The sequence below is a fragment of the Pseudobdellovibrionaceae bacterium genome, from assembly GCA_019637875.1.
Classification (GTDB): Bacteria; Bdellovibrionota; Bdellovibrionia; order Bdellovibrionales; family Bdellovibrionaceae; genus JAHBUW01.
The window spans coordinates 33,008-57,610 of sequence record JAHBUW010000018.1; the positions used below are offsets into that span (position 1 = coordinate 33,008).

A 24,603-nucleotide genomic window follows, 5' to 3' on the forward strand; every position below is an offset into this window, starting at 1 on the left:
GGCGTAGAGTGTCGGTACAGAGCAGTCCCGGAGGAGATCCTATGAATATTGGAGAAGCGGCAAAAGCGTCAGGGATCAATGCCAAGCTTATACGCCATTACGAATCGATAGGAATTATCCCAAAGGCTGGTCGAAGCGACGCCGGGTACCGAGTGTACTCAGACACGGATGTTCACATTTTGTCGTTTGTCAGAAGAGCCCGAAGCCTGGGTTTTTCGATGAAAGAAATCAAAAAGCTTGTCGGTCTTTGGCGGAATCGCTCGCGGGCCAGTAGCGCGGTCAAAGCCCTCGCCCAAGCGCACGTCAAAGCACTTGAAACGAAAATCAAGGAGCTTGAATCGATGCGAGACACCTTGCGCCATTTAGCAAGGAATTGTCACGGCGATAGTCGGCCGGACTGCCCCATTTTAAAGGACTTGGCAGGAGCGGAATAATGTTGATGGGTCCTGTCACAAAATCTTGGCGACGAGCGTATCCTTCCATAGCAACTGCGATCAGCAGATCGACACGGGAGACTTCATGAGAACCCTTCATTGGCTTATTTTTTCGTTCGTAACGATGTTCATGAGTGTCCCTGTGTTTGCCAAGACGGTGCGATACGAACTCGTCGTCAGAAATGAGAAGGTGAACTTAAGCGGCAAAAAAGAAGTGGATTTTGCCCTGACCGTGAATGGCGGAATTCCTGCACCAACTCTAGAATTCATCGAGGGTGACGATGCTGAGATCCTTGTGAAGAACGAAATCCCGAACGAAGAGGTCTCAATCCACTGGCACGGGATCTTACTTCCGCCTGAAGAGGACGGTGTTGCTTATGTCAATACGCCACCAATCCATCCCGGCAAATCGCGCCTTTTCAAATTCAAGATCCGCCAGAACGGTACTTATTGGTATCACTCGCACACTGCGGTCCAAGAACAAAAGGGCGTCTACGGTGCGTTGGTTATCCACCCGAGGAAAAAAGCAATTGCTTACGATAAAGATGCGGTTGTTGTCTTAAGTGATTGGTCTGACGAGAACGCCGATCAGATCATCAGAAATCTCCGAAAAGATGGTGATTATTATCTCTATAAGAAGGATTCCGTTCGATCCTACTTCGGAGCCGTTCAGGCGGGCGGCTTGAAGACGCATCTGCAAAACGAGTGGGAACGCATGGGAGGCATGGACCTTTCGGATGTGGGCTATGACGCGTTTCTGATCAACGGCAAGCGGAGTTCTCAACTTTTGACGGCTCATCCTGGAGAAAGAGTCAGAGTTCGGATTATCAACGCGGCGGCATCGAGTTACTTCTACGTTTCAATGGGCATTCCAATGACTGTCATCGCGGCCGACGGCGTTGATATCGAGCCCGTGCAAGCCAAAGAGCTTCTCATGGGGATGGCCGAAACTTATGACATCCTGGTCACACTACCGGAGCATAAGAACTACGAGCTTCGTGCCACAGTTCAAGACGTTACGGGATACGGTTCGACTTGGATCGGAATGGAAAGTGCTCCGAAGGTCGTCGCTCCCGACAAACCTCTTCCTGACTTGTATGCGTCGATGGACCACAGCGGACACGGTGGCGGTACAATGTCTGGCATGGATCATAGCGCCCACGGTGGAGCCGCTCATTCGAACGGTTCAGCTACGGATCACAGCAAGATGGACCACTCCAAGGTGGACCATTCGAAAATGCGCGGCGATCATATGAGTCACGAAGGTCAGAACGCCGAAACTGGGCATGCAAGACATACAGAAGCTTCGACAGGAGGAGATCATCGCGGGCACGGACCATCGGCTCCCGGCTCGCCAACGACGGGAAAGGCTAAACCTGCTGCTGGTGGAGGGCATGCAGATCACTCTGCACACGCGATGCACCAGTCGCATGGAGGAATGGACCACTCGAAACACTCAAGACCCGAACCTGCGAAGACAAAAAAGAAAAAAAGTAGCAGTGCGGATTCGATGCCTTTGACCATCGCTCCAGGCCCGATTGATTGGAGCAATCAATCCGATGCCATGTTGAAGCAAAATACTGCTTCACGGAATTTGGAACCTTCATCTTCAAAGCCTCCGATCGAAACTCTGACAGTGGACTCATTACAGGCGCTTCAGCCGACGACTCTCCCGAAGGACGCCAAGGTACACGAGCTCAAGCTTGTCCTTGGCGGAGATATGGAGCGATACGTGTGGCACATCAATGGTAAGGCGATTCATCAAGACAGCTTGCTTCGAATCAACAGCGGCGAGGTCGTTCGAATTGTTTTTCAGAACGACACGATGATGCATCACCCGATGCACTTACATGGACACTTCTTCAGAGTCGTCAACGCGAATGGTGAAAAGTCGCCGCTCAAGCACACGGTCGATGTTCCGCCTCACGGAACGCGAACCATCGAGTTCTATGCGAATGAGCCCGGACAATGGATGCTCCACTGCCATAATCTCTACCACATGAAAACGGGCATGGCGCGGATCGTGCGCTACAACGATTTCAAACTGACGCCTGATATGGAGTCGAATGTCCATAGCGATCCGCATCTTCATGAGCACTGGTACAATCACACTCGGCTCGAAGCAGCCAGCAATCACGCTAAGGGTCAATTCCGACTGATGCGCACTTGGGACGAGCTTGATCTAGAAATTGAAACAGCAGAGATCGAAGGGAAGAACTTCTCATTTGGCAAAAAGTGGGAAACAGAAGGTGATCTCGTCTATCGCCGCTGGTTTTCAAACTTCTTCAACGTCTTCGGGGGCGGAACCCTGTATCACGGGGAGGGATTCGGCACGGTTGGCGTCGGCTACACGCTTCCGATGCTGATTGAAACGGCTGTTTCCGTGAATCACGAAGGGCGCTTCCGCCTTGATGTAGAAAAGCGTTTCCAGTGGACCAAGAACGTCCTCTCAGATGCCGAATTCACTTGGCGTCCCAATTGGGGTGGCGAGCGCGATACAGAGTTTGAAGTCAGCCTAATGTACGGCCCTTCGTGGACTTGGGCCGCAGGACTCATGCTAACCGAAAAGAGCGCCGGTATCGGTGCGCAGATCCAGTTCTAGAGGCTTAAGTCCAATGGGAGGAGAGAGATGATGAAAATACTAATGACGTTAATCGCGACTGTTTTCCTGGGTTCCTTCGCATCGGCAACTTCACCTAAGAGTTCGACCTGGAAAATCGTGCCGAACGAGGAAGTCTGCATGGTGACGAACATGCACTTTGCTCGGCCACAGATCCCTGTCGCAAAGGATGGAAAGACTTATTACGGTTGCTGCGAAAACTGTAAGGCAACGATCCAAACGGATGCGACCTCAAGAACAGGGACTGATCCTTTAACGCAAAAACCTGTCGACAAAGCTAGGGCCACAATCGCTGCCGATGATCGGGGTGCAGTTCTCTATTTCGCCAGTCGGTCTAACTTCGATCAGTACATCAAACAGATTGCCGGGAAGTCGAAGTGAAGAAGTCTGGCGAGGAGAAGACTGTTAAGTCACTTCTTTGCGCCGCTCCCCTCAGCTTCTTGATTATCTCTTTCCTCATGACCTTTGCGTACGGGAGTGGGACTAGGCCCTGCACCATTTGGTCCAGGAGAGTGTTCTTCCCTGGCGCAGGCAGTAAGCGAAAGAACGAGTGAAGCGAGAACAAACAGGTTTATTTTCATGCGTAGATTTCCCTTTCATGCGCGCTTCAGTTTTAGAAGCGCGGAAGTAGAAGTTCGGTGGACAGAGTTTGACTGAACGCTAGTTACTCGAGCGTTACTCCTCCTTTTCTTTTGTGATGTAGATGCCCCAGGGATTTGCTTGAATTCTCGGGCCGCTCTCGAAGCTGAGCTCAAGCTTCATGTCTGCTGCTGTCTTGAAGCCTTGAATCGAAGTCACCCGGTCGCCAATCACGAGTGCCGTGCCTTTGCCTCTACATTTCTACGTCCCGATAGCGAGATCACGGTAATGAGTCCAAAGGTCGCGATGATCTCCGAAACTACGAAGCGAAAATCTCCTCGATTGTGGCTTGATAACTGAAAGATTTTTTCACCGAACATCGCATGGGCAACTAAAACGCCACTTATTGCTCCAGAGATTTGGGCGAACGCATAAAGCGCTAGCTCGTGGGCTTAGAACGATTGAGGCAAGAGTTCTTTCCGAAGCAATGCCTTCGTGAGGAGCCCGCGCGACCTCGCGGCCGAACTTCATCAATGCTGTTCGGTTCTGGCGGTTGAAGACCACAACATTACTCAGATTCGGATTTGGATGTTTGGCAAAGTATGGCTCACGAAAGAGATGTGCCCAGGCATGGTGCATCCAGTTTTCGGTCCCGCCCTCAAAGAGATGCTTCCTCCAAAGTCGCTTGGTCAAAAAGCCTGAGCGCGAAAGCACCTGAAGTTCTTTCTCTACAGAACGACGAGCTCTCGGCATCGCTAATCCTTCTCCCAGCGAGACGGTTCGACAATTCGGTGCTCGAAGTGGCCTTCGACCCAAACATTTCCTCGGGCGTGCGCTTCGATCCATCGGCTCTCAACCCGAGCCGGCCTCAAAGTCGGCATCACCCCTGCATCCTGCGGAGGGGCTGACGCCTTTCCTTTGAGGAACGCTTCCTTCTTCTGCTTTTCGGTCTGTTCGTGAATAACTGAGCCTGCGATCATTCCGGCCATACCACCCAGTGCTGAGCCCACGATCACGTTGCGAGTTCGGTACTCACCATTTTTTCCAGGATCAGCAATTCCGCCAAGAACTGCACCTGAGCCAGCGCCGATGGCACCACCAAGGCCGACACTTTTGTTTTGAGTCGCGCATCCCATCATCGCAAGCGAAAGTGCAACCATGTGAATCAGCGCGAAATAGTAGAGGTTCGCTTTTTCTTTCTGCATTAGACCTCCGAATCTTCCAAAACTTTTCTCCTGCATGACGAAGTGGTCCTCTCCGGTGTTCTTCAGATCGAGAGTCATGGATTCTTGGACCAATGGGAGCTTGAGGCAGGTCTCAGATCGCGCGGAACCAGCGCTTACGGGTTCAGCAGAAACAAAGCTCGGGGCAGCGTTGGAGCGGATCAACGAAGGCTACAATGGCAAGGTGAACCGGAATCAGCTCGTTGTGTGGCTCATCTCGAAGTTCGCTCCCAAGCTTGAAGAAGCGGAGATCAAAGAAATCCGAGCAGAGCACCTAGATGAAATCTCAGCGTTCGAGGCGTTTTTGCGGAGGGCCAAGGAGACCGGCAAATTACCACCCGAGTTAAGTGCGTTTATCCAAAAGGAAAACGGACTTGATGATGCGCCTAGGAAGAAACCGAAAAAGAACTTGCAAGAATATGTACCCAATGGTGATATACCCAAAGATGACATTTTTGCCTGATCGAGTAACATAGCGGAGTGAGATGAAGAACGGAGAGATCGAAAAACTACGTAACAAGTTAGGACTCGACCGACACGAGTTTGGTCAGTTCCTCGGGCTTGAGTATCGAAGCCTGATGAACATCGAAAACGGTGTTCGGAACCCGACAAGGCTTACGATGAAACTTCTCCGGTACCTAAACTCGATTTCAAAAAAAGAGGCTTTGGACTTCATTGAAGATCTAAATCGACATGAGCCTAAATAATTTAGTCATCAAATTTTGGAGCCTTATGGCACGCACTCGAAAGTTCAGCGCCAAGCGCGCGGCTTTGGAAGAGATGCGAGTCGATGTGTTTTTGGGCGAAGGAAAAGGCCAAAGCGGTCCTGAAGCAAAGGAATCTCTTCGTCGCCTTTTGAGTTCGATGGTCCTTAATCTTCATCGGCGCGGTCGCCCGAAGAAGAATAAGGACGAGGAGATTTTCTGTGAAGTATAAAATCGGCGTTTATGTGAGGGTCTCAACCGACGAGCAAGCGCTCCGTTCGGAAGGATCGCTTGAGACTCAGAAGCACCGAATTGTGGGCGAGATCGAAAACCGAAACCGACGTGATGGTGGATTCGGTAAGGTCGTTGAAATCTACGAGGATGACGGCTACTCCGCAGTTGCGGTCCGCCCAGCGTACCAAAGGCTCATGCGAGATGTTCACAGCGGGAAGATCAACATGATCTTCATTGCCGACTACTTCCGCCTTTGCCGTCACCTTTTGGATTACCTGACGCTCGCGGATCGCCTGAAGAAGATCGGAGCGCGGGTTCTTTCGGTCAAAGATAACTTTGATACTGAGACCGCTATGGGTCAGTCGATGATCCGAACCCTTATCAACATGGCCCAGACGGAGCGAGAACTGACGGCGGAACGCGTGGCGATCAACTTCCACGCTCGCGCACTTCGTGGACTGCGAAACGGTGGCCGCGTGCTCTACGGCTTTGACCGGATTGAGGACGATCTTGCACGTCTCAAGGTCAACGATTCAGAAGCTGCGGAGATTAGGGAAGTCTTCCGTACCTACATCGAAGAAGGCACTTTGGCACGCGCCGTTGACCGGCTGAACGAGTCAGGTCCGTTTCGTAAGACCAAGAGCTACAAGAACTCGGACGTCGTGAAGACCGAGAAGTGGAACCGGATGACTCTCAACATGGTCCTTCGGAATCCTGCTTACCGGGGCATGCGCGAGATCAATCGCGAAAATAAGGGTAAGGAGCAGGAGACCTTGAAAGAGGTCGAACGCCACCAGATCGTGAAGGCCTCGTGGCCTGCGATCGTAAGCGAAGCGGACTGGAGCCAAGTGCAAGAAATGCTCGATCACGCGGGCTCGGCGGCTCGGGCTCGCCTTGCCACTAAAACTCGCCGGGAATATCCACTGACGAGCGTTTTCACTTGTGCGGAATGCGGGCGCGCTATCATGGGCGCATCCGGGCATGGTCGGAAGTCCGTTCATCGATACTATGTCCACGGAAAGCTCAAGGGTCAGAAGATCACTTGCTCGATGAATTGGATTCCGGCTGATGACATTGAGCCGAAGGTTTTTGCGATCCTGGACCGCATTCTCGAACAAGAAGGCTACCTCGACACCCTTGAAGACCGTTTCCGGTCAAACGTCGACACTCAAAGAACCGATCTTGAGCGCGAGAAGTCGACGATAGAAGCGTCAGTTGCTGAGATCGATCGGGAGATCAAGAGTACGATCCAGGTCCAAACGCGCACGGCTGACCCTTCAATTGATGACGTGTTCCGAGAGCAGCTCCGGGAACTTGCCGACAAAAAGCGGATGGAAACGGTCCGACTTTCTGAAATCCAAAACCGCTTGGCTGATCTGCCAGACCCCAAGGCTGCTCGAGAGGCGTTCAGAATCAACGCACAGGCGTTCAAGAAAGCGTTTGCGAAGTCCAACGAGGCGACGAGGAAAAGACTTGTAGCGAGCGTTTTCGAGCGTATTTCGTTCAACAAGTTCGGTCTCGACCTCCACCTCAATCCCCACATCGCCTCCGCCGAGGCGGTCCAAATTCTTCAAAAAGAGAAGTCCTCGGAGCTTCGCTCCGGGGACTCTTCCCTCTACTCCAACATCCTCATTTTCAATCAACAGGTCCGAAAAAAGAAAACCGCCGGACCCTTCGCCCTTGCGGGCTGGGATCAAGCGGTCAATACGTCCTCAGTTGTAAAGATTGGTCGGGGCGACTGGATTCGAACCAGCGACCTTTTGCTCCCGAAGCAAACGCGCTACCAAGCTGCGCTACGCCCCGACGGTGGGATCCGGAACCTTAAGGAATCCGGCTTTTTCGGGAGGAGTTCAAGAGATTTCGCGAGTTTGCCCGCTAACAACTCGCATTATGCTGAACAAGAGGTCAGGGTGCGATCACCGACGCCGTGGAAGAGCCGCGGTGAACCGAGTTGCTCCCGCTGCCGCCAGGGCTATCGCCGCCCCCGCCCCCACCCACGCCGGGACCGGCCCAAACGGTGATCGAGAGCGAGAAGAGAATCCAGACGATCATGAACTTCAAAGTTTTCATTGAGGCTTCCCTTCTTGGCGCTCGAGATCTTTGGTGAAATCCAGCGAGCCGTGGGTCCACGCGAGAATGGTATCCGACGCCGGCGCCGCCGCGGATTTCTCAACAAAGTCGCGCAGCACGCGATTGATGTTCGCGAGGAATTCTTTTTTCAACTCGGTCGTCGTCGAGACATAAAGCGCTTCGTACCAGCAGGGCCCCGTCTCGCTCATCTTCGACAGGATATTCATCGACAGGGTCATATACTCGATGACCTTGAGCTCACCCAAGTCCATGAAATCCGAGCGCACGCTCAGACGACCGTCGACGTCTTCCCACAGATTCACGCGGCGCAGATCCGCTTCGAAATAACGGGCATCGCGTTCTTCCAGGCCGACCTTGCGCGCCCAGGCGGCGACATCAAAGGCCGTTTCCGATTTCAAGCTGGGGCCGAGATAAAAGAGCGCGTAACGCGGGTCTTTTTTGATCGTGACGACGACCTTCTCGCGCAGATGTTTGAGGGATTTCTCCGAGACGAGTTCCATCGCGCTTACCCCCAAATCCGGGTTTGCGATTGGCGTTCGAGCTCGCGCTCGCGCAGGGACTCTTCACGTAAACGACGCACCCAATTCTCGAGCGCGCGCTCTTCCAGGCCCGAAAGGCCCGAATCCGTCGCGGGGTTCGAGACCGCCCGTGCTTTCGCGATCGCTTCGTTCACGACCTGCTCCAGGTCGACGCCGAGCTCTTGCAACAGGCTGATCAGACGGGCCGAGCCCATGTCGCCATGACCTTTTAAGAAACGATTGAGATGACTGGGTTGCATGCCGATCCGGCGTGCGAGCTCCGCTTGGCTGAGGCCGCGGTCGTTGAACAACTGATAGATTTTTTGAACCAGTCCGGATGAGCTCAACGAGTCCCCTTTGCAGAACGTGCAAGTGGGCCCGGTCTATCAGGTTTTGCTCAAAAAAGTCAGCATTGCCGAAAAAATTCTAGTGATTTACCCGATCTTGAGACTCGAGGGCCTGGGAGGGACGATCTGAACCTCCGCCACCACCGATTCCCGTGTTCGCGAGGGCGAGTGACACGAGTCCCGAGAGGGCCGCCAGAATCAAGAGCAGGATCCAATTCTTAGGCTTCATGAAGCCCGAGTTAACAGGGGTGCGAAGGCTTGTCGCGAGGGATTTCGCGGATTGCCGGAAACGGGTACGGGTCCGCGCCCGAAGTTCACGAAATCATGAAACAAAAAAGGGATCCTGACGGATCCCTCACGAAGACGGGCCCCGAAGGACCCGCGATCAAATGAAAACTCAAGAATTAACGGCAGCCGAGCGGGCGGCAAGCGCGCGAGTACTGATAGCACTTACGCATCGCTTGGTCTTGAGCCACGCGTGCGCGGCGTGCAGTTGCGCGGAAGGTATCGCCACGGCGGTTTTGCGCGAAGCAAGTGACCCAACGTGCGGGACCAGGACGACCCGGACGATAAGATTCACGATCCCAACGATCCGCCGCGATCGCGCCGATGATTCCACCAATGATTCCACCGACGATCGCTTCGCCCGTGTTCGAACGATAGAAGGTCGCTTCATCGCCCATCGCTTCCAGATCCGCAGGGTTCATTGCGCCCGCTTCTTGTTCGATGACTTGCGCTTCTTCGATTTGACCAACCGTTGCGAAAGCGGGAACCGCCATCAACGCCGACAGTGCGATCACGATAAACTTTTTCATCTTCTTACTCCTTCAGTGAGTGTTTTGTGTTTGCAACGAGTCGAGCTATTGCGATTGTGATGCCACAAATAAGTGGGTCACAATGACACCCGATTTAAAGCACAAAGTCCCGAATATCCCCGTGGCGAGGAAGCTGTGCTGAAGAAACTTTCAGAGTCTCGCTGCGTCGACGGTGACGAAATGCCACCCAAATTTTAGGCAAGAGTCACAGTGACTCCGCTCCCCAAAAAAAGAAACCCGACTCCTCGAAGAAGAGTCGGGCTGTTTCGACTTCAAGAATTAGAAGCCGAAACGATTGAGGCTCGGGACTTCGTCCCGCGCTCTCGTTTCAATTTCGAGTCTTTCCGTATGTTGTTCCGCGGCCCGCACTTCGACGAGCTTGGGCTCGCCGAAAAACTGCCACCAACTCCAGGCCTCGCCTTCTTTCGTGGGAAGGAGAGATTGAAGTTGATCGGCGGCCCGCACGATACCCATCACGGTTTTCTCAGATTGAAAGTTCAGTCGTTGGCGCCAAATAGACTTCTGCTTCTTTGCAGCGTTCATAAAATCTCCTTCCCACATTTCGTGGGGGTTGGTGAACAAGGCGCACGCATCCGGGCCGGGACACGTGAACCGGTTTGAAAACAAAAAATAAAAATGAATGAGGATCAAAACGCGAGGAGGTCGCACGAACGTCGACGTGAAAACCAAGTCTTACGCGCAAAAATGCAAGTAACACTTGAACGTTTCACGGACGTTCAAACACGAACACACTTCAATTGTCGGTCTTATTATATATGGTCCTGACGGACTCAGAAGACGTTTGATCCTGGAGTTTGTAGATCAAGTCCGGAGACTTTCTCGCAAACCATGCCGCGAATCGCGTCGTCCATAATTCGCGTGACCGCGAGTTCGACAACCGAAGAGTGATTTTTTAGTTTCATCATCATGAAAGCCTCCTTTCATTGGAATAATCTCAGTCTGAAGAAGTTCTCGGTGTTTGGCAACGACAACTTGATTCATTTTTTCTTCAGACGCGCATTCGAAATACTTTGTCGAGAACGCTCGTAGTTCCTGAGTGGAACCACGAATGCGCAAGGTGGTTCCACTTTATTCCGTCAGATGATTTCCGGTTCGCGTATAACGATCCTCGAGTCCGACGGAGGCGACGACGTTGGCCTCATGCAAAGTCTGGACATTGCGCCACAGACGTTCACTGACTTCTCCGGGAAGATAACTCGGCATTTTGCGCGCGACGTCTCCGCTCGCTGCGGACCACAGGTACATCACCTCGGCCTTGGTCGCGGCCAAACGTTCGCGTTCGGACGACGCCAGGCTTGAGTCTTCCACGCGCGCGTCGGCAACGAGGTCCTGCAAAACGCGATCAGCGGTTTCGGATTCGGCGAAGCGCCGCGCTTCGATCAAAGAGGCGATCGCCACGGCCTCCAGACGATCCTCCGCGCCGTCCTTCAGTAATTCTCCCAGCCCTTTCAAGTAGCGCGGGTTCTCGAGCAGTTCGAGCTTACGCTGCCGCTCGGCATCGCTGGGAAGAACCTTGGCTTGCAGCTTCATGTATTCGCGAAGCTCCACCAAGATCTCGGACTCCGGATCAGAAGTGGGTCCCGCCGTTTCCGTCGCGGGACTCGCCTCCAGCACGGGGGCCACTTTATTTTCATCGGATGGGGTCGCGGCTTTCACCGTCCCCGTTTTCATCACGGCCGCCCCGACCGAGGCCGGCGCGCGCTTCGGTGAGGGCGCGGTCCCGCCTTCACTGACCCGGTAGTGATAACTGAGCGGCAGACTCACGAGCGCCAAGAGCGCGAAGTAAGTCAGCGGGCGATTCAGAAATTTCACCGCGCGCCTCCGCCGAATACGCCTTGCAAGAGGCGTCCGCGCAGCACTTGGCGATTCATATTCGTCGCGCCTTCATTCTGATAGTAGGCCGAGCCGTTCACGTAACCGCCGGTCACGACGAGGTTGCGGTGCAGTTCAGAGCTCGCGGTGAAGAGGTTATAAACCTTCCCGACGTACTTCGTCGTTTGCACCGAGCGAACGTCATCCAAGCCGCCCGCCGCTTTCACGAGGCGATCCCCCGCGATGAAAGAGCGCGCCTCGCGCATGTTGCCCTCGCCGTCCACGAGGGGATGGTTCGGCGTGACGCGCAGTTCACCGCCGGACTTCATTTTGAACACCAGGATTTCGTGTTCGGTGTCCACGAGCTCGGTCACCCACTGGGACACCGGCGTCGTCTCAAGGCGGACGTTCGCGAGACTCGAATCCGCGGTCACGGTCACGACGTTTTGGGTCTTCGACGTGAGCGCTTCGATGAAGGTCTGCGCGCGGCCCTGACGTCCCTTCAGCTCGGTCAAGATCTGCTGCTCGGGCGTCGCGCACGAGGACACGCACACCGCCGAAACGTAGATCTTCGCCGGCACGTCACACGACGAGTTTTTACTTGTCGGCGCGACCCACACCCGCTCGGGTTTCACGCCGGCGTTCATGAAGGTCGGATACAACGCGCGCGATCCCGAATCGATCCCCGCACCACCCGAATGCACGTCCTCGAAGTTCGCCAGGAACTCTTTGATCACGGGGATCTTGTCCTGACACTTCACCATCCAGTCGTAACGGCCCTTCGCCTGACTGTTGGACAGGCTGTCGTGCGAGCAGCGGTAAGCCACGTAATCGCGGCAGTATTTTTCTTCGGTCCAAGCGCCCGCCTTCACGGTTTCTTTCACTTTCTGCACCTGATGGTCGACGCAGGCGTAAGATTTGGTCGTGACCACTTCACGCGCCTTCAAGATGATGCCGATCTGATTTTTCGGACATTTATTGGAACTGACGGCCTCTTCGTTTTCGCGGGTGACGTCGTCACGTTTCACGGCATCCGGGTTCGCGTCGCAGACGCGCTCAACGACGGGCTTCGCGCCATCACAACGAGCGTCGACCGCGGGTCCGCCGTTCTGATCGCGGCAGGTGTAGTCTTGGCGTTGCTTGCCGCCGCAATTTTCCGAACACGTGCTCCAGGTGTCGGACGCGACCCACTTGTAAGTGGGGCATACGCCCTTCACTTTGAGAGCGCCTTGACGTGAATTGCTCGACGTCACCTGGCCCTGCTTACAGCTTTGATCTTCGATACGGTGGAACAGGTCGAAGAAACCCGTTTCGCCGAAACGGCAGGTCAAAGGAACCTGAACTTCACCGATGACGACGCCCGACTTCACGGTGCCGCTCACCCCGAAGCCGGGGCAGCCGTCCTCGCAGGTCAGGGCCTGATGTTTGGTCGAGCCTTGCAGATCGCCGTTCACGCAAAGACGGCTCGACTGCACGCTCACACAGGCGCCCGCGGGGCGTTCGCTTTCGAAGAAGATGCGGCTTTCACCGTCCTTCAGTTTGTCCCCGTTCATGAGGCGGCAGCTTTGTCCACCGCACACACCTTCGGTTTTCACTTCCTCCGTACGCGAAGCTTCCACCCAATCTTGAATCGGGTCCTGGAAACGGCACTCGTAAACGACTTTCGTGTGGACCACGTTTTCTTTTTGTCCGTCCAGGCCGCAGGCGACCTTTTCGTTTCGCTCGTTCACATATTCGGTCCGCGATTCGCCAAGGGTCTGACATTTAGGAAGGGGAATTTCGGGCTTCGCGTCCACGATCCGGATGCGGTGGCGAAGCGAGAAAAGGACCTCGTCATAAGCGAGCGGCGAATAGATATCCGCGCGGACCTCGTAAGTTCCCGTCTGCTGGAAGCTGTGCTGAACGGAAAGGCCCGGCAAAAGGCTGCTGCCGTCCGCGAAATTCCAGCGAACCGCGCTGATCGAGGGGCGCAAGCACGAAGGAATGCTCGCCGCGAAATCCACGGGCTTGCCGACTTCGGCCTCGTTCGCCGCGAAGATCTGCGTTTCGATCAAACACTCCAGGTCGTCGTAATAATCGATGACCGTAACGTGATGAACCAGGTCGTAGGCCGCCCCGGATTTCAAAGTCACCTTCGCCTCGATCCGGTGCGCGCCGGTCATCTCGAACGCGTGGGTCGCGGACGCCCCCGCGTAGACGCCGCCGTCATCGGTTTTCCACGCGATGCTTTCGATCTCAAGGTTCGCGGGCGAAACCACGTGGTAGGTCAGCTCCATCCCCGGCAGCGAAGCCTGCGGGCCTTCGAGCATGGGGGCGTTCTCTAAAACGAGCGTCGATTGCGAAAGAACGGCGGTCTCGCCAGCGGCGGAGCTCACTTTGGCTTCCACCAGATAACGACCGGCCTCCGTATATTGGGTCGCGATTTTCGATTTATCGTTGGCGAGGACCTTCGCGTTCATGGTGGTCCACTGAACGTCCGCGCCCGGCGCGCAGCCCAGATCCTCACTGAGGCTCGTCATCACGATTTCACCCGGAGCGGCGAGATTTTTCCCTTGAAGACTCAAGGAGCCCGCCGAGACCATCTTCTGCTGGCCTCCGCAAGAGGCCGCGAGACCCGCCACCGCATCCGTGGTCGGCGAGGTCCCCGTGTTTGGCGAACATGCCGTCAGTCCCATCCATGAGGTGACAAGCAATGTCATTTTGAAAGCCTGATTCAGATCCTCGGTCCAAGTTCCTGACGTCCATGTCATTCGCGGTCCTCCACCCTTCCTAGGTAGTGGAATCCATCCTCTCAGGCCGAGGGGAAACACCCAAATTTTTTTGCATTTCCGCTTCATCGCGGGAAGGCCTGTCGGGGGCTTCGACGCTTTCCCGAAATTCACCCCAACCCCTCTCACGGCGGAGCGACATCTTCCCCGAAAGTGTCGAAGTTTTTGTTGGCCCAAATCCCAAGGCGGGGCTATCGTTTTCAAAGTGTAAAGCTCAAAGGATTGAGGTTTCGTATGAAGGATCTGCTCGGAATGGAAACCCGTGGGCTCGTCGCCTGCGACAATATGATCGGCGGCGCCTGGGAGCCCGGCGAAAACGGGACGCACGAGGTCCGTTCGCCCTACCACGGTCGCAAGATCGGTCACACGACCACGCCCTCATCCGCGCAAATCGATCGCGCCATTCAACTCGCCGGCGAAGCGCAGAAACCCTGGGGCGCGCTCCCGCACAAAGAGCGCGCGCGGGTGCTGTTCCGTTTCCGCGAAATTTTACTGCGCGACCAAGACGAGATCGCGGGCCTGAAAGCTTCCGAGTGCGGCAAAACCTTCGCCGAGGCGAAGGCCGGACTCATGAAGGGCGTCGAGGTTCTGGAGTTCGCGCTCTCGCTGCAAAACTTGGATTTGGGCGGCAAGATGGAGGTCTCGCGCGGGGTCAGCTGCGAATACCGCCGCGAAGCCTTGGGCGTGATCGCGAACATCACCCCGTTCAACTTTCCCGCGATGGTCCCGATGTGGACCATTCCCATCGCGCTCGCGGTGGGGAACGCTTACGTCTGGAAGCCCTCGGACAAAACGCCGCTGACCGCCCGCCGCATCGCGGACGCGCTCGCCGAGGCCGGCCTTCCCGCAGGGCTCATGACCGTCCTTCACGGCGGCGAAGCCACGGTGAACGCGATCATCGATCACCCCCTCGTCCGCGCGGTGGGCTTCGTGGGCTCGACAAAAATCGCGCGCCTGATTTTCGAACGCGGCACCCGCCAAGGCAAACGCGTCCTTGCCCTGGGCGGCGCGAAAAATCACATCATCCTGCTTCCCGACGCGAATCCCGAACTGAGCGGAACCGGCATTTCCGATTCCTTCACGGGCTGTGCGGGTCAACGCTGCATGGCCGCTTCGGTTCTGCTCGCGGTGGGGGAAGTCGATCACCACATCGAACGCATCGTCGAACGCGCGGGCTCGATGAAGCTGGGCGAGAGCATGGGTGCGCTCATCACGAGTGCGCAGCGTGAGTTCTTGGTGGGCGCCATCGACCGTGCGGAAAAAGCCGGCGCCAAAATCCTGCTCGATGGCCGCAAAGCCAAAGCGCCCGCGGGACTCGAAGGCGGAAACTGGCTGGGCGCAACGGTCCTCGATCAGGTGGCGACGGGGTCCGAAGCCGCGACGGACGAGCTCTTCGGGCCGATCCTGAGTGTGGTGCGCGTGAAGGACCTAAGCCACGCCTTGAAGATTCAAGCGAGCAGTCCTTACGGGAACGCCTGCTCGGTCTTCACGACGAACGGCGCCCTGGCCGACCGCGTGGCGCGTGAAGCGCGCGCCGGCATGGTCGGCGTGAATATCGGCGTCCCCGTCCCGCGCGAGCCCTTCTCGTTCGGCGGGATCAACTCCTCCAAATTCGGCCACGGGGATATCACCGGTCCGCAGAGTTTGGACTTCTGGACCGACCTCAAGAAAATATCGACGAAATGGGAACAACAGACCGACTCGAATTGGATGTCCTAACATGAGCACCTTTGACGTGAATAAACGCTCCGACCACATCATTCTGGCCTCGCACAACAATCTCAAATTCAAAGAGACGCTCCCCATTCATTGGGGTGAGCGCGATCCACTCAAACGCGGACCCGTCGTCGCCTCGGTCGCGAACAAACGGGCCCGCAACGCCATCGGCGCGCACAGCGGAAGCTACACCGTGTACCGCGCCCTTTCGGTCGCGAGCGGAAAGTTCCCGCCGCTGCATCGCCCGGACCTGAACAACACCCAAAGCCCCACGCCGATCGGTCCCTACAAGCAGTGGTTCGATCCGCAAAAAATCGTGTCACTGGATCCCTGGGGTCTGGATCCGCAAATTCATTTTAAAACCTACTTCGAGCAGGGCTACGACATCCGCCCCACGATCGCCGTGACCCAGGCGCATTTGCAAATCCCCGAAGTGACCGACGCGATCAAGGCCGGACGTCTTCCCGTCGACGGCAAGATCGTGAAAGAGAACGCCGACGTCCGCGTGACGAAGATCGCGATCGAGCCCGTCTGGTATCTGCCCGGCATCGCCGAACGCCTCAACACCACCGAAGGCGACCTGCGCCGGATTCTGTTTCAAGAGACCGGCGGGATGTTCCCCGAATTCATCACCCGTCCCGATTTGAAAGTCTGGCTTCCGCCCATCGGCTCGACCACGGTTTACATCTTCGGCGATCCCCGCGATCTGGCGAAACCCGAGGTAGAGCTGACCTGCCGCGTGCATGACGAATGCAACGGCTCGGACGTTTTCGGTTCGGACATCTGCACCTGCCGCCCTTACCTGATGTACGGCATCGAAGACGCCGCCCGCACCGCACAGCGCGGGGGCATCGGCCTCATCGCCTATTACCGCAAGGAAGGCCGCGCGCTGGGCGAAGTGACGAAGTTTCTGGTCTACAACGCGCGCAAACGCCAAGAGGGCGGCGATTCGGCGGCGACCTACTTCCACCGCACCGAATGCGTGGCGGGCACCGAGGACGCGCGTTTCCAAGAGCTGATGCCCGACTGCCTGCACTTCCTGGGAATCTCGAAAATCCACAATCTGCACTCGATGAGCAATATGAAATACAACGCCATCGTCGGCAGCGGCATCGAGGTCGTGAACCGCATCTCGATCCCGGATGAACTCATCCCGAAAGACGCGCAAGTCGAGATCGAAGCGAAAAAGGCGGCGGGCTACTTCACGAAAGAAACGCCAAAGAACAAAACCGAACTCACCGCGGTGAAAGGGCGTCCCATCGATGAGTAACGACCTTGAATATCTTTTGAGCCCCCGCGCCGTCCGTGACGGCGCCGAAAAAATCTTCGACCAAGTCAAAAACGGCGAAGGTCATTTTCGCTATCATCCCGAAAAACTCGCGGGCGTGGTGAAACTTGTTTTGGAAGTCACGCGCGCGAACTATCCCGATCTGAAGATCCCCTTCCATTCACGTTGGGGACACTTCCGCGTGGGCGGAGTCAAGCGCCTGGAACAGCTGAACGCCCGTATGGCGGGCGCGGACCCTCTCGAGGTCGCACGCACGCGTTTTGATCTGGCCATCACCTCGGTCCTTCTGGATGCGGGTGCCGGCATGACCTGGTCCTACCAAGAAGGAGCCCAGCGCTTCTCGAAATCCGAGGGCCTGGCGGTCGCGAGCTTTCATCTGTTCATGGAGGGCGGACTTGCGGGCGACGGCCAGAGTCCCCGCGCCGACGGCGCGGGCCTTTCGGCGTTCGACGAAAAGCGTTTGCAGCTCGCGTTTCAGGTGACGCCGCAAAACCCCCTGGTCGGCGCGACCGGTCGCGTGGCGCTGATGCGCGCACTCGGCGAGGCGGTCCTGGATCCGCGTTACTTCAAAACCCCCCGTCCGGGCGCGCTCGTGGATCTTTTGATCGAAAGACACGGAAAACGCATCCCCGCCTCGGGAGTCCTCCGCGCGGTGCTCGACGGTTTGGGCCCGATTTGGCCGGGACGCCTTCAGCACGAAGGCCGCAATCTGGGCGATATCTGGCATCACTCGCGCTGGGGCTTGATCGCGTTCCATAAACTTTCGCAGTGGATGACCTACTCGTTGATCGAGCCGCTGATCGATGCGGGTCTTGAAGTTTACGGCGTAGAAGAGCTCACGGGCCTCGCCGAATATCGAAACGGCGGATTGATTTTGGATTCGGGACTCGTCTCGTTGAAAGACCCCGCCGCCGCGGCACAAACGTGGACGCCGGATTCGGATTTGATCATCGAGTGGCGCGCGCTGACGGTCGCGCTTCTGGATGTGATCGGCGCGCGTCTGCGCGAAGAGCTCAAGCTCAGCCCGACGGAGTTCCCCCTCGCCAAAGCGCTCGAGGGCGGAACTTGGTGGGCCGGACGTCGGCTCGCGAAAGAACAGCGCGCGGACGGCGGCCCCCCGCTGAGTCTGCAAAGTGATGGAACGGTATTTTAGTCGTTTTTTATCTGGAGACTGCATGTCGCAAAAGATCGTCGTTTTGGATCACCCGCTTCTACAACATAAACTCGGCTACCTGCGGGACAAATCCACCAATTCACCCGAGTTCCGCGATCTGATGTCCGAGATCAGCTCGATTCTGGCTTTCGAAGCCATGCGCGACTGGAAAGAGCTGCAAACCGTCGCCATCGAGACGCCCGTCGCCTCGGCGCAAGTTCAGCGCGTCTCGAACCCGCCCATCGTCGTTTCGATCTTGCGCGCCGGGAACGGCATGCTCGATGCGGTCCTCAAGATGATCCCTTTCGCGGGCGTGGGCTTCATCGGGATTTACCGCGACAAGTTCATCCACAATACGGTGGAGTACTATTTCAAGATGCCGGCGGAAACGAAGGGGAAAACCGCGATCCTTTGCGACCCCTTGATCTCGACCGCCGATACGGTCATTGCGGCCATCGACCGTTTGAAAAGCCACGAGGTCGGGCAGATCCGCATCGTTTGCGTGCTGATCAGTGAATACGCCTGCCAAAAGCTTCAAAACTTCCATCCCGACGTCGAAATCTACACTTTGAATATTGAAAAGCAGATCAACGACGTGGGATATCTGGTGCCCGGACTGGGAGATGCGGGTGACCGGCTTTACCACACAAAATAGACCCCTTTTGATCGGCATTTCCGGCGGCAGCGGCTCGGGGAAAACCTATTTCGCCCGCGCCCTCGCCGAAAAGCTCGGGGCCAAGAACTGCACGGTCATCTACCAAGATCACTTCTACAAAGATCAAAGCGCACACTTTGATTTCGACGGTGGCTCGGTCAACTTCGACCATCCCGATGCCATCGACTTCAAACTCTTCGCGCAGTGCCTGACCGATTTGCGCGCGGGCCGCGACGTCCGCATTCCCCATTATGATTTCAAGACCCACTCACGGATCGGCGACGGACAGCCGCTCGCGGTCCACCCGGTCATCATCGCCGACGGCACTTTGATTTTTCATTATCCCGAGGTGCGCGCGCTGTTTGACCTGAGGGTCTTTCTGGATACGCCCGAGGAGCTGCGTTTTTCGCGACGTCTGGACCGCGACGTCCGCGAGCGGGGCCGCACCCCCGAAGGGGTCCGCAGCCAGTTCGAGACCCAGGTCAAACCCATGCACGATCTGTTCGTCGCCCCCTGCCGGGCCTACACCGAGCAGGTCATCGAAAAGCCCGAGGATTTCGCACGGGTTTTGGATTTTTGCGTGAAAAGTGCGGGCCCTTACTTGACGGCCTAAAATCCCCACCCAACTTGTCCCCAAGATCCAGTTCGTTTGGAGGGACAACTATGCTTGAAGCATCCATGGATTTCATCTGGAGCTACGGCCCGGCGCTACTCATTGCGCTTGCGGTCTGGCCGCTCCCCTTCCTGAACACTCCCAACCGCGATATGAATTTGCAGCCGCCCGCGATCAAACGCAAAGCCGAACCCTGTCGAAACTGTCCGCAGAATTAATTAATGCTGAACGCAATCCAGAGAAACGGAAAGCTGGGGTTCGCTCATCACCTGAGCGACCGCGCGGAAGGACGCGAAGGCCTTCCGTTGCGCGACGTCTTGATCCTTTAATCGAAGCTCAAGCTCGTTACTGATCCAGCCGGTCGCGGTTTCCCGAGCAGTGGACTCGCGCGCTTCAAGCGTCTTCACGTAACGTCCATTCCCGTCATATTCGGCGAGTTTGATCGTCAAGAGATCCCCGATCAGAGCGACGTCGAAGACCTTCTCGTCAACCGAGCCGCGGCAGAGGAATCGGGTCGAGACGTCCGGGATCGCCCCGTTTTGCGGATCGCCCTCGAAGCGCTCAAAAAGCCGTTGATCGAGAGTGGCGTGTTGCAGATTGTGCGGAAAGAGCCTGATCTCCGCGACGGAAAGGGCCCGCGGCGAAATCGCACGGCAGTCTTCGGTCACGAGTTCCGGCCCACGCTCAGAATGAATCAAAATCCGCGACCGCACCCGTTGGCCCGGACCGCAAGCCCCGTTTTTATCGATATTCACGAAACTGATGGGGGCGACCGCTTTGGCGTTCATTGGAGTGGATTCCAGCGCAATGGCGCTGGGTTTTCCGCAGTTCATGCTCAGAACCATGAGCGGCATCATCGCCAGAATCACGATGAAGCGGATCAACGACTGTTTGGTCACATACATTAATAACATTTGAAACTTTATTCTCGCACCGGGACCGGCCGTCCGCGAGGGTTACCCTGTCGGCGACCCGCTTTGGGTCACCCGGGCGTTTCAAATTGGTCGACTCAAAGCGGAGTGATCTTCACCTCGAAAGACAAGACGGTCACGACTTCGCCATTTTCGTCGTAAACGCCTTGGCTGATCGACGAGGTTTCGCCGTCCAAGGTCGCGACCATGGCGTTGGAAATCGTCTTCACCTCACCGGTGACCGCATCGATTTCTTCATAGACCGCGCGGATGTGATTTTGGCCGGGACTTTCCGTCAGCGGAGTCGTGTGGAGACGGATCTGCGTGATCGGATTTTGCGAGGCATTCAATCCGCAGACGACGTACCAATTTCCCGCTTGGGCGATGAGTTGGCTTTTGCAAACGCTCTGACCATGGCGTTGGAACTCGAAATCAAGCTGGTAACTTTTCGCGGTCGCGGGCGCCGTCTCGGCCGCTCCCGAAGCGGCGACATTGAAACCCACCAGACCCAGAAGCGCGATTCCCGCAACGAGCGCAAATAAGCGACGCATGACATCCTCCTTGAAAACTCGGGCGTCCATCGCCCTTCTGACCTCAGAGTTTAGGTGAGCGCTTGCGGCGGTCAAAGCAAAGCTTGCGCTTTGCCGCGCCCTCTCAAAGACTAAGAGTCATGAAGAAGCATTTGAAGTTCATCGCGCTGTTTACGGTTTTAATGGCGGCCGCGCTCGGATTCATGGCCTACTTGGGCCAGGGCGCGAGCGTCGTCGGCGATCAAGTTCTGAAGTCCTCGCTCAGCACCGAGGCGCGCATTCTGCTGACCGCGATGCGCACGGAACTCGATCTTCATAAATCCCGCAAAGGCTATTGGCCCGAACGGCTTACGCTGGCCGACACGAATGGCGTGACGGTCCAGCGTTATGCTGCGGGCGTCGTCAACCCCGGCTACGAAATCAAACTCTGGTGGGGCGATCCGATGCTGCAAGGGAAAGCCATGGAGATTTGCCCCGACTGTCGGGTCACGAAAAACGGGTACAAATTGATCGCGTTGGGAAATCTCGACGACGATCCCGACTTGGACGTCTGGTACATTACGAACGAAATGGCGAAGCCCGAGCAGATGCGCGCGGACTAGAAAGACTGCGGGCGGTATTTCAATCCGCATTTCGACGCCGCCGAAGCCGCGTGAATCTGCGTGAGGCCGACGACCCGGTCCAGATTCGCCAGACGCGCGCCCTCTTGCAGGGCCGCGGTACGGTCCGCGGGCATCCCGTGATCGCCCACCGCATGGGAATCCCCCAGCGTGCGCACGAAACTCTCCAGCCGCGCTTGATGCGTGAACGGAATCTGCCGGTGCACTTCGAGCAGATAACCCGCCATGCAGTCCGCGTGCAGTTCTTTGATTTTGGTCGAAAGCAGATCCAAACGCATTCCGGGCGCGCCGTAGTCGAAACGCAGTCCCAGACGCGCTTGCAGAATGTGCGCGAACTCGTGCGCGTTCACATAGGTCAGCGCGTAATCGGCCGAGTCCATAAAGGTTCGCAGCGTGCGTCCGACCAAAACCGCGCCGAAGGCGATCTGCCCGTCGCCGATCGCCACCGCATTGGCGCCCGTGGAGTCATCGTAAAGCCCCACGCACAAAGGTTTCGGGCGATTCACGAACAACGGATCTTTGGAAGAGATGAGCGTATCCACCCAACCCGCCAGCAGATCGAAAAGAAACTTCTCGGTTTTCACGCGCGAGAACTCTTGCCGCGTTCCGTTTTCGGTGACCGCGAGCTCGTCGATTTTCAGCGGCGGGAAACGCGAGTCGGAGTTGAGCTGGCAGTAAAGCGAACCCGAGTCGTTCACCACCGGGTGCGCGGAAGCGACGGCCGACAACATAAAAAGAAGCGATGCGATCAGCGTTCTCATTCGCCCAGGTTCCATTTCTGCTCGAACACGCGCGCGCCCTCTTCGCCCATGTACTTGACGCGCACGGGATGCGTGAGCTCGCGGATGTCGGACAAGATCAGCCCGTCGACCGTGTTGAAAGCCATATCCTGATCAAAGGCCAGGAAACGCGATCCTAATTCCACGTAAATCGGAATCAGCTGCGGCGTGCGCGCGCCGGGGCGACCTTCGGCCGCTTCAATCAATTGATTAAGTTCTTGGATCGTCGGCGACTTTTCGACGAGGTAGTCCAGCTCGGCCTCGGTCAAACGGGTTTTAAAACGCGGCGGGGTTTTCACGCTGACCGTCCCGTAATCTTTGTCCCCCGCGTAGCGCGCGGCCCACTTCAGAATCAAAGCTTTCGAGACCGGCGTGAATTCGTTCGAAACGCTGACCGCACCGAAGAAGCCACGGTACTTTCCTTCGAATGCCAGAATCTTCGCGAGACCGCCGAAGAGCGTCGGCAAAGCGAAGCTCCGGCCCTGGTAGTCCTTATCCACGAACGAACGGCCGATCTCGAACATCTGCGCGAGCTTCGACGGTAAAAGCGGCGCGATTCCGAAGAACTGCCCCGTATAAAGCCCCTCGGGGCCTTTCTCGCGCAGGATGTTGTCGACGAATCCCACGCGGTAGGCACCGGCGATCCGGTTCTGCTTTTTATCCCAGACGATCAGGTGATTGTAGTCGAGGTCGTACTTATCCAGATCGCGCGCGCGGCCCGTGCCCTCGCCCGCCTCCCAGAAATTCACTTCGCGTAAACGACCGATCTCGTTCAAGACGTTCGGGATATCGCGACCGTGCGCGATCAATGCCTTCATGCCTTTCGCGTCGTTGTCCGGGGCCAAGTCATGCAGGACCTTCAGGCCTTCGATTTCCGCCTTGATGATCGCGGGGTCGATCGCTTCCGCGATGGGCTCCGCGCGCACGCGTTTCGGTTGCGCGGTCGTCTCGGTCTTCGGTACGGCCTCGCTCATGATGTAGGTGCGCAGACGCAAATACTTCATCAGATCGCGACGATCGGTGAACTTTTGGTGCTCGACCGCTTTGATCGGCGCGCCGATGGCGAAGTCGATGGACTTCCCGATCAGATCCCCGATCTCGCGGATGATCATGCTGGTGCCCGCGAAGGGGTGCACGCGCTGCATGCGGTGGAAGGTCGGGCTCGGACCGCCGTTCACGAAAACCGGCAGGACCTGTGCGTGCGGAACCTGCGCCAAGAAATCGGCGACGCCCGTTTTCCAAACGGGATCCATGGCGTGCTCATCCGAGAGTTTTTCTTTGACCGACACCGCGCCGGCGGGCGCGATCACGATGACGTGACCGTCTTGCAAGTGCTCGACGATTTTTTCGCGTTGGCGGGCATTGTAAGCGCGCGCTTCCGCGCCGCCCATGGGATTCACGAAGATCGCGTGATCCTTGAAGCCCGGAACGCTTTCCAGAAAATTGGTGGCGACGATCTTCACGTCTTTACGCACGGGCGCGAGGGCTTCCGCCACGGCGACGAGCTCAAGCCCCGAAAGCGGATGGTTGAGCGTCACGATCATCGGTCCTTCGGTCGGGACCTCTTCCAGCATCTTCAGATTAAAACGCGACGTGATGCCGAAGGACTCCAGCACTTTGCCGAAGAAGCTCTGCTCGCCGCCCTCTTTGAGTTTCGTTTGCAAACGCGCGAGCACCTCGTCCAGGCGCTTCGTTTTCAGCGCGGGCTGAAGGACGCCGCGCGCGACCGCGTTCACCAAGTGACCGGTCAGCGAATTTCTTTGCGTGAGGTGGAGTTGGACGTGCCCATCGGCCTGCACCTGGGCGCCCGGATTCAGAAAGCCCCGAACCTGAGGGACCGAAGTCGTCGTGGAGGCGCCCGCATGGACGACCTCGCAACGTTTCGCGGCCACGGCCGAAAACGGCGTGGCGAAAGACAAAAGAAGTCCGAGCGGCAGGATGAAATTCAGTGCGGTTTGGCCCATTCGGTGAAGATCTGAGCAAGGCCGATGCCAGGGGTGACCTAGCTAACCCCTTGGGTTCATGGGCGAATTTCGGTCTTCTTTGGCGCCGTCCTGTCGAAACCAGAGGACCGGTGACGAATTGCGGGGCCCTCCCCCAAAAACAAAAACCCCCGGGGCCGAGGCCCTCGAGGGTTTCTGCCGATCCACAACAACAAGGATCGGAGGAACG

29 protein-coding genes, 1 tRNA gene and 2 pseudogenes are annotated in these 24,603 nt (G+C 56.8%); 15 read left to right on the plus strand and 17 right to left on the minus strand.

The genetic code is table 11. The features are described from left to right. Positions 1–41: 41 nt before the first annotated feature. The 3 genes from cueR (at position 42) to KF767_17680 (ending at position 3,435) form a co-directional block, all read left to right on the plus strand. Entirely contained in the window at positions 42–434 is a 393-nt protein-coding gene (gene cueR, locus KF767_17670; GenBank protein ID MBX3019722.1) for a Cu(I)-responsive transcriptional regulator, read from the plus strand. Positions 435–519: 85 nt separating this feature from the next. After that, complete coding sequence (locus KF767_17675) at positions 520–3,036, plus strand: multicopper oxidase domain-containing protein (GenBank protein ID MBX3019723.1); 2,517 nt, start codon at positions 520–522, stop codon at positions 3,034–3,036. Between the two features lie 42 nt (positions 3,037–3,078). Continuing rightward, entirely contained in the window at positions 3,079–3,435 is a 357-nt protein-coding gene (locus KF767_17680; protein MBX3019724.1) for a hypothetical protein, read from the plus strand. Positions 3,436–4,388: 953 nt separating this feature from the next. On the opposite strand, the gene KF767_17685 is transcribed toward KF767_17680, so the two are convergent. Beyond that, positions 4,389–4,916, minus strand: a complete 528-nt coding sequence (locus KF767_17685; GenBank protein ID MBX3019725.1) for a hypothetical protein — start codon at positions 4,914–4,916, stop codon at positions 4,389–4,391. On the opposite strand from KF767_17685, the gene KF767_17690 reads away from it, so the two are divergent. The 3 genes from KF767_17690 to KF767_17700 are packed head-to-tail and all read left to right on the plus strand — an operon-like array spanning position 4,915 to position 5,792. Next, positions 4,915–5,319, plus strand: coding sequence for a hypothetical protein (locus KF767_17690; protein MBX3019726.1), 405 nt, complete (start codon positions 4,915–4,917; stop codon positions 5,317–5,319). The two genes, KF767_17685 and KF767_17690, sit on opposite strands and share 2 nt — an antisense overlap. Before the next feature lie 22 nt (positions 5,320–5,341). Next, positions 5,342–5,563, plus strand: coding sequence for a helix-turn-helix transcriptional regulator (locus KF767_17695; protein MBX3019727.1), 222 nt, complete (start codon positions 5,342–5,344; stop codon positions 5,561–5,563). After that, positions 5,550–5,792, plus strand: a complete 243-nt coding sequence (locus tag KF767_17700; GenBank protein MBX3019728.1) for a hypothetical protein — start codon at positions 5,550–5,552, stop codon at positions 5,790–5,792. The genes KF767_17695 and KF767_17700 overlap by 14 nt, the downstream gene beginning before the upstream one ends. Positions 5,793–5,814: 22 nt before the next feature. On the opposite strand, the gene KF767_17705 is transcribed toward KF767_17700, so the two are convergent. Beyond that, positions 5,815–6,234 carry a hypothetical protein gene (locus KF767_17705; protein MBX3019729.1) on the minus strand — a complete coding sequence of 140 codons (420 nt, stop codon included), beginning with the start codon at positions 6,232–6,234 and terminating at the stop codon, positions 5,815–5,817. Here KF767_17705 and KF767_17710 point away from each other — a divergent pair. Together KF767_17710 and KF767_17715 are read left to right on the plus strand one after the other, a co-directional pair. After that, positions 6,148–6,660: pseudogene (locus KF767_17710) on the plus strand (recombinase family protein). The gene KF767_17705 and the pseudogene KF767_17710 overlap by 87 nt on opposite strands. Beyond that, positions 6,652–6,882, plus strand: a pseudogene (locus KF767_17715) (zinc ribbon domain-containing protein). The pseudogenes KF767_17710 and KF767_17715 overlap by 9 nt, the downstream one beginning before the upstream one ends. A gap of 189 nt (positions 6,883–7,071) precedes the next feature. On the opposite strand, the gene KF767_17720 reads toward KF767_17715, so the two are convergent. From KF767_17720 to KF767_17770, 11 genes are all read right to left on the minus strand, one after another. Continuing rightward, the gene (locus KF767_17720; GenBank protein MBX3019730.1) at positions 7,072–7,491 is read right to left on the minus strand and encodes a hypothetical protein; all 420 of its coding nucleotides are present in this window, start codon (positions 7,489–7,491) and stop codon (positions 7,072–7,074) included. Positions 7,492–7,520: 29 nt separating this feature from the next. Next, a tRNA-Pro gene (locus tag KF767_17725) sits at positions 7,521–7,597 on the minus strand. A gap of 102 nt (positions 7,598–7,699) precedes the next feature. Further along, the gene (locus KF767_17730) at positions 7,700–7,864 is read right to left on the minus strand and encodes a hypothetical protein (protein ID MBX3019731.1); all 165 of its coding nucleotides are present in this window, start codon (positions 7,862–7,864) and stop codon (positions 7,700–7,702) included. Continuing rightward, a complete protein-coding gene (locus KF767_17735; protein MBX3019732.1) occupies positions 7,861–8,385 on the minus strand; it encodes a hypothetical protein in 525 nt (174 codons plus the stop codon). The genes KF767_17730 and KF767_17735 overlap by 4 nt, the downstream gene beginning before the upstream one ends. 5 nt (positions 8,386–8,390) lie before the next feature. Then, positions 8,391–8,750 (minus strand): helix-turn-helix transcriptional regulator, encoded by a 360-nt coding sequence (locus KF767_17740; protein ID MBX3019733.1) that lies wholly within the window; start codon positions 8,748–8,750, stop codon positions 8,391–8,393. A 79-nt stretch (positions 8,751–8,829) separates the two neighbouring features. After that, positions 8,830–8,979: a hypothetical protein gene (locus tag KF767_17745; protein ID MBX3019734.1), complete on the minus strand. Its 150-nt coding sequence runs from the start codon at positions 8,977–8,979 to the stop codon at positions 8,830–8,832. A gap of 175 nt (positions 8,980–9,154) precedes the next feature. Continuing rightward, on the minus strand, positions 9,155–9,565 hold the full coding sequence (locus KF767_17750) for a hypothetical protein (protein MBX3019735.1): 411 nt from the start codon (positions 9,563–9,565) through the stop codon (positions 9,155–9,157). Positions 9,566–9,844: 279 nt separating this feature from the next. Continuing rightward, the gene (locus tag KF767_17755) at positions 9,845–10,108 is read right to left on the minus strand and encodes a hypothetical protein (protein ID MBX3019736.1); all 264 of its coding nucleotides are present in this window, start codon (positions 10,106–10,108) and stop codon (positions 9,845–9,847) included. 248 nt (positions 10,109–10,356) lie between these two features. Beyond that, complete coding sequence (locus KF767_17760) at positions 10,357–10,494, minus strand: hypothetical protein (GenBank protein MBX3019737.1); 138 nt, start codon at positions 10,492–10,494, stop codon at positions 10,357–10,359. Positions 10,495–10,654: 160 nt separating this feature from the next. After that, the gene (locus KF767_17765; protein ID MBX3019738.1) at positions 10,655–11,398 is read right to left on the minus strand and encodes a hypothetical protein; all 744 of its coding nucleotides are present in this window, start codon (positions 11,396–11,398) and stop codon (positions 10,655–10,657) included. Next, positions 11,395–14,148 carry a cell surface protein gene (locus KF767_17770; protein MBX3019739.1) on the minus strand — a complete coding sequence of 918 codons (2,754 nt, stop codon included), beginning with the start codon at positions 14,146–14,148 and terminating at the stop codon, positions 11,395–11,397. The genes KF767_17765 and KF767_17770 overlap by 4 nt, the downstream gene beginning before the upstream one ends. A gap of 252 nt (positions 14,149–14,400) precedes the next feature. On the opposite strand from KF767_17770, the gene KF767_17775 reads away from it, so the two are divergent. From KF767_17775 to KF767_17800, 6 genes are read left to right on the plus strand one after another with little or no spacing between them, the layout of a single operon-like run. Continuing rightward, positions 14,401–15,885, plus strand: a complete 1,485-nt coding sequence (locus tag KF767_17775) for an aldehyde dehydrogenase family protein (GenBank protein MBX3019740.1) — start codon at positions 14,401–14,403, stop codon at positions 15,883–15,885. A 1-nt stretch (position 15,886) separates the two neighbouring features. Further along, positions 15,887–17,152 (plus strand): GTP cyclohydrolase II, encoded by a 1,266-nt coding sequence (locus KF767_17780; GenBank protein MBX3019741.1) that lies wholly within the window; start codon positions 15,887–15,889, stop codon positions 17,150–17,152. Then, on the plus strand, positions 17,145–18,323 hold the full coding sequence (locus tag KF767_17785) for a DUF1688 family protein (protein ID MBX3019742.1): 1,179 nt from the start codon (positions 17,145–17,147) through the stop codon (positions 18,321–18,323). The genes KF767_17780 and KF767_17785 overlap by 8 nt, the downstream gene beginning before the upstream one ends. Positions 18,324–18,345: 22 nt before the next feature. Next, positions 18,346–18,978, plus strand: a complete 633-nt coding sequence (gene upp, locus KF767_17790) for a uracil phosphoribosyltransferase (GenBank protein ID MBX3019743.1) — start codon at positions 18,346–18,348, stop codon at positions 18,976–18,978. After that, a complete protein-coding gene (udk, locus tag KF767_17795) occupies positions 18,947–19,591 on the plus strand; it encodes a uridine kinase (GenBank protein MBX3019744.1) in 645 nt (214 codons plus the stop codon). Before upp ends, udk begins: the two co-directional genes overlap by 32 nt. A gap of 50 nt (positions 19,592–19,641) precedes the next feature. After that, complete coding sequence (locus KF767_17800; GenBank protein ID MBX3019745.1) at positions 19,642–19,809, plus strand: hypothetical protein; 168 nt, start codon at positions 19,642–19,644, stop codon at positions 19,807–19,809. Here the strand turns inward: KF767_17800 and KF767_17805 are convergent, their stop codons facing one another. Then, positions 19,810–20,505: a hypothetical protein gene (locus KF767_17805; protein MBX3019746.1), complete on the minus strand. Its 696-nt coding sequence runs from the start codon at positions 20,503–20,505 to the stop codon at positions 19,810–19,812. A gap of 95 nt (positions 20,506–20,600) precedes the next feature. Then, entirely contained in the window at positions 20,601–21,053 is a 453-nt protein-coding gene (locus KF767_17810) for a hypothetical protein (GenBank protein MBX3019747.1), read from the minus strand. 119 nt (positions 21,054–21,172) lie between these two features. On the opposite strand from KF767_17810, the gene KF767_17815 reads away from it, so the two are divergent. Next, positions 21,173–21,634, plus strand: coding sequence for a hypothetical protein (locus tag KF767_17815; protein MBX3019748.1), 462 nt, complete (start codon positions 21,173–21,175; stop codon positions 21,632–21,634). Here KF767_17815 and KF767_17820 read toward each other — a convergent pair. Then, positions 21,631–22,413: a hypothetical protein gene (locus KF767_17820; GenBank protein MBX3019749.1), complete on the minus strand. Its 783-nt coding sequence runs from the start codon at positions 22,411–22,413 to the stop codon at positions 21,631–21,633. The two genes, KF767_17815 and KF767_17820, sit on opposite strands and share 4 nt — an antisense overlap. Continuing rightward, positions 22,410–24,395, minus strand: coding sequence for a lysophospholipid acyltransferase family protein (locus KF767_17825; protein ID MBX3019750.1), 1,986 nt, complete (start codon positions 24,393–24,395; stop codon positions 22,410–22,412). Before KF767_17825 ends, KF767_17820 begins: the two co-directional genes overlap by 4 nt. Between the last annotated feature and the right edge of the window lie 208 nt (positions 24,396–24,603).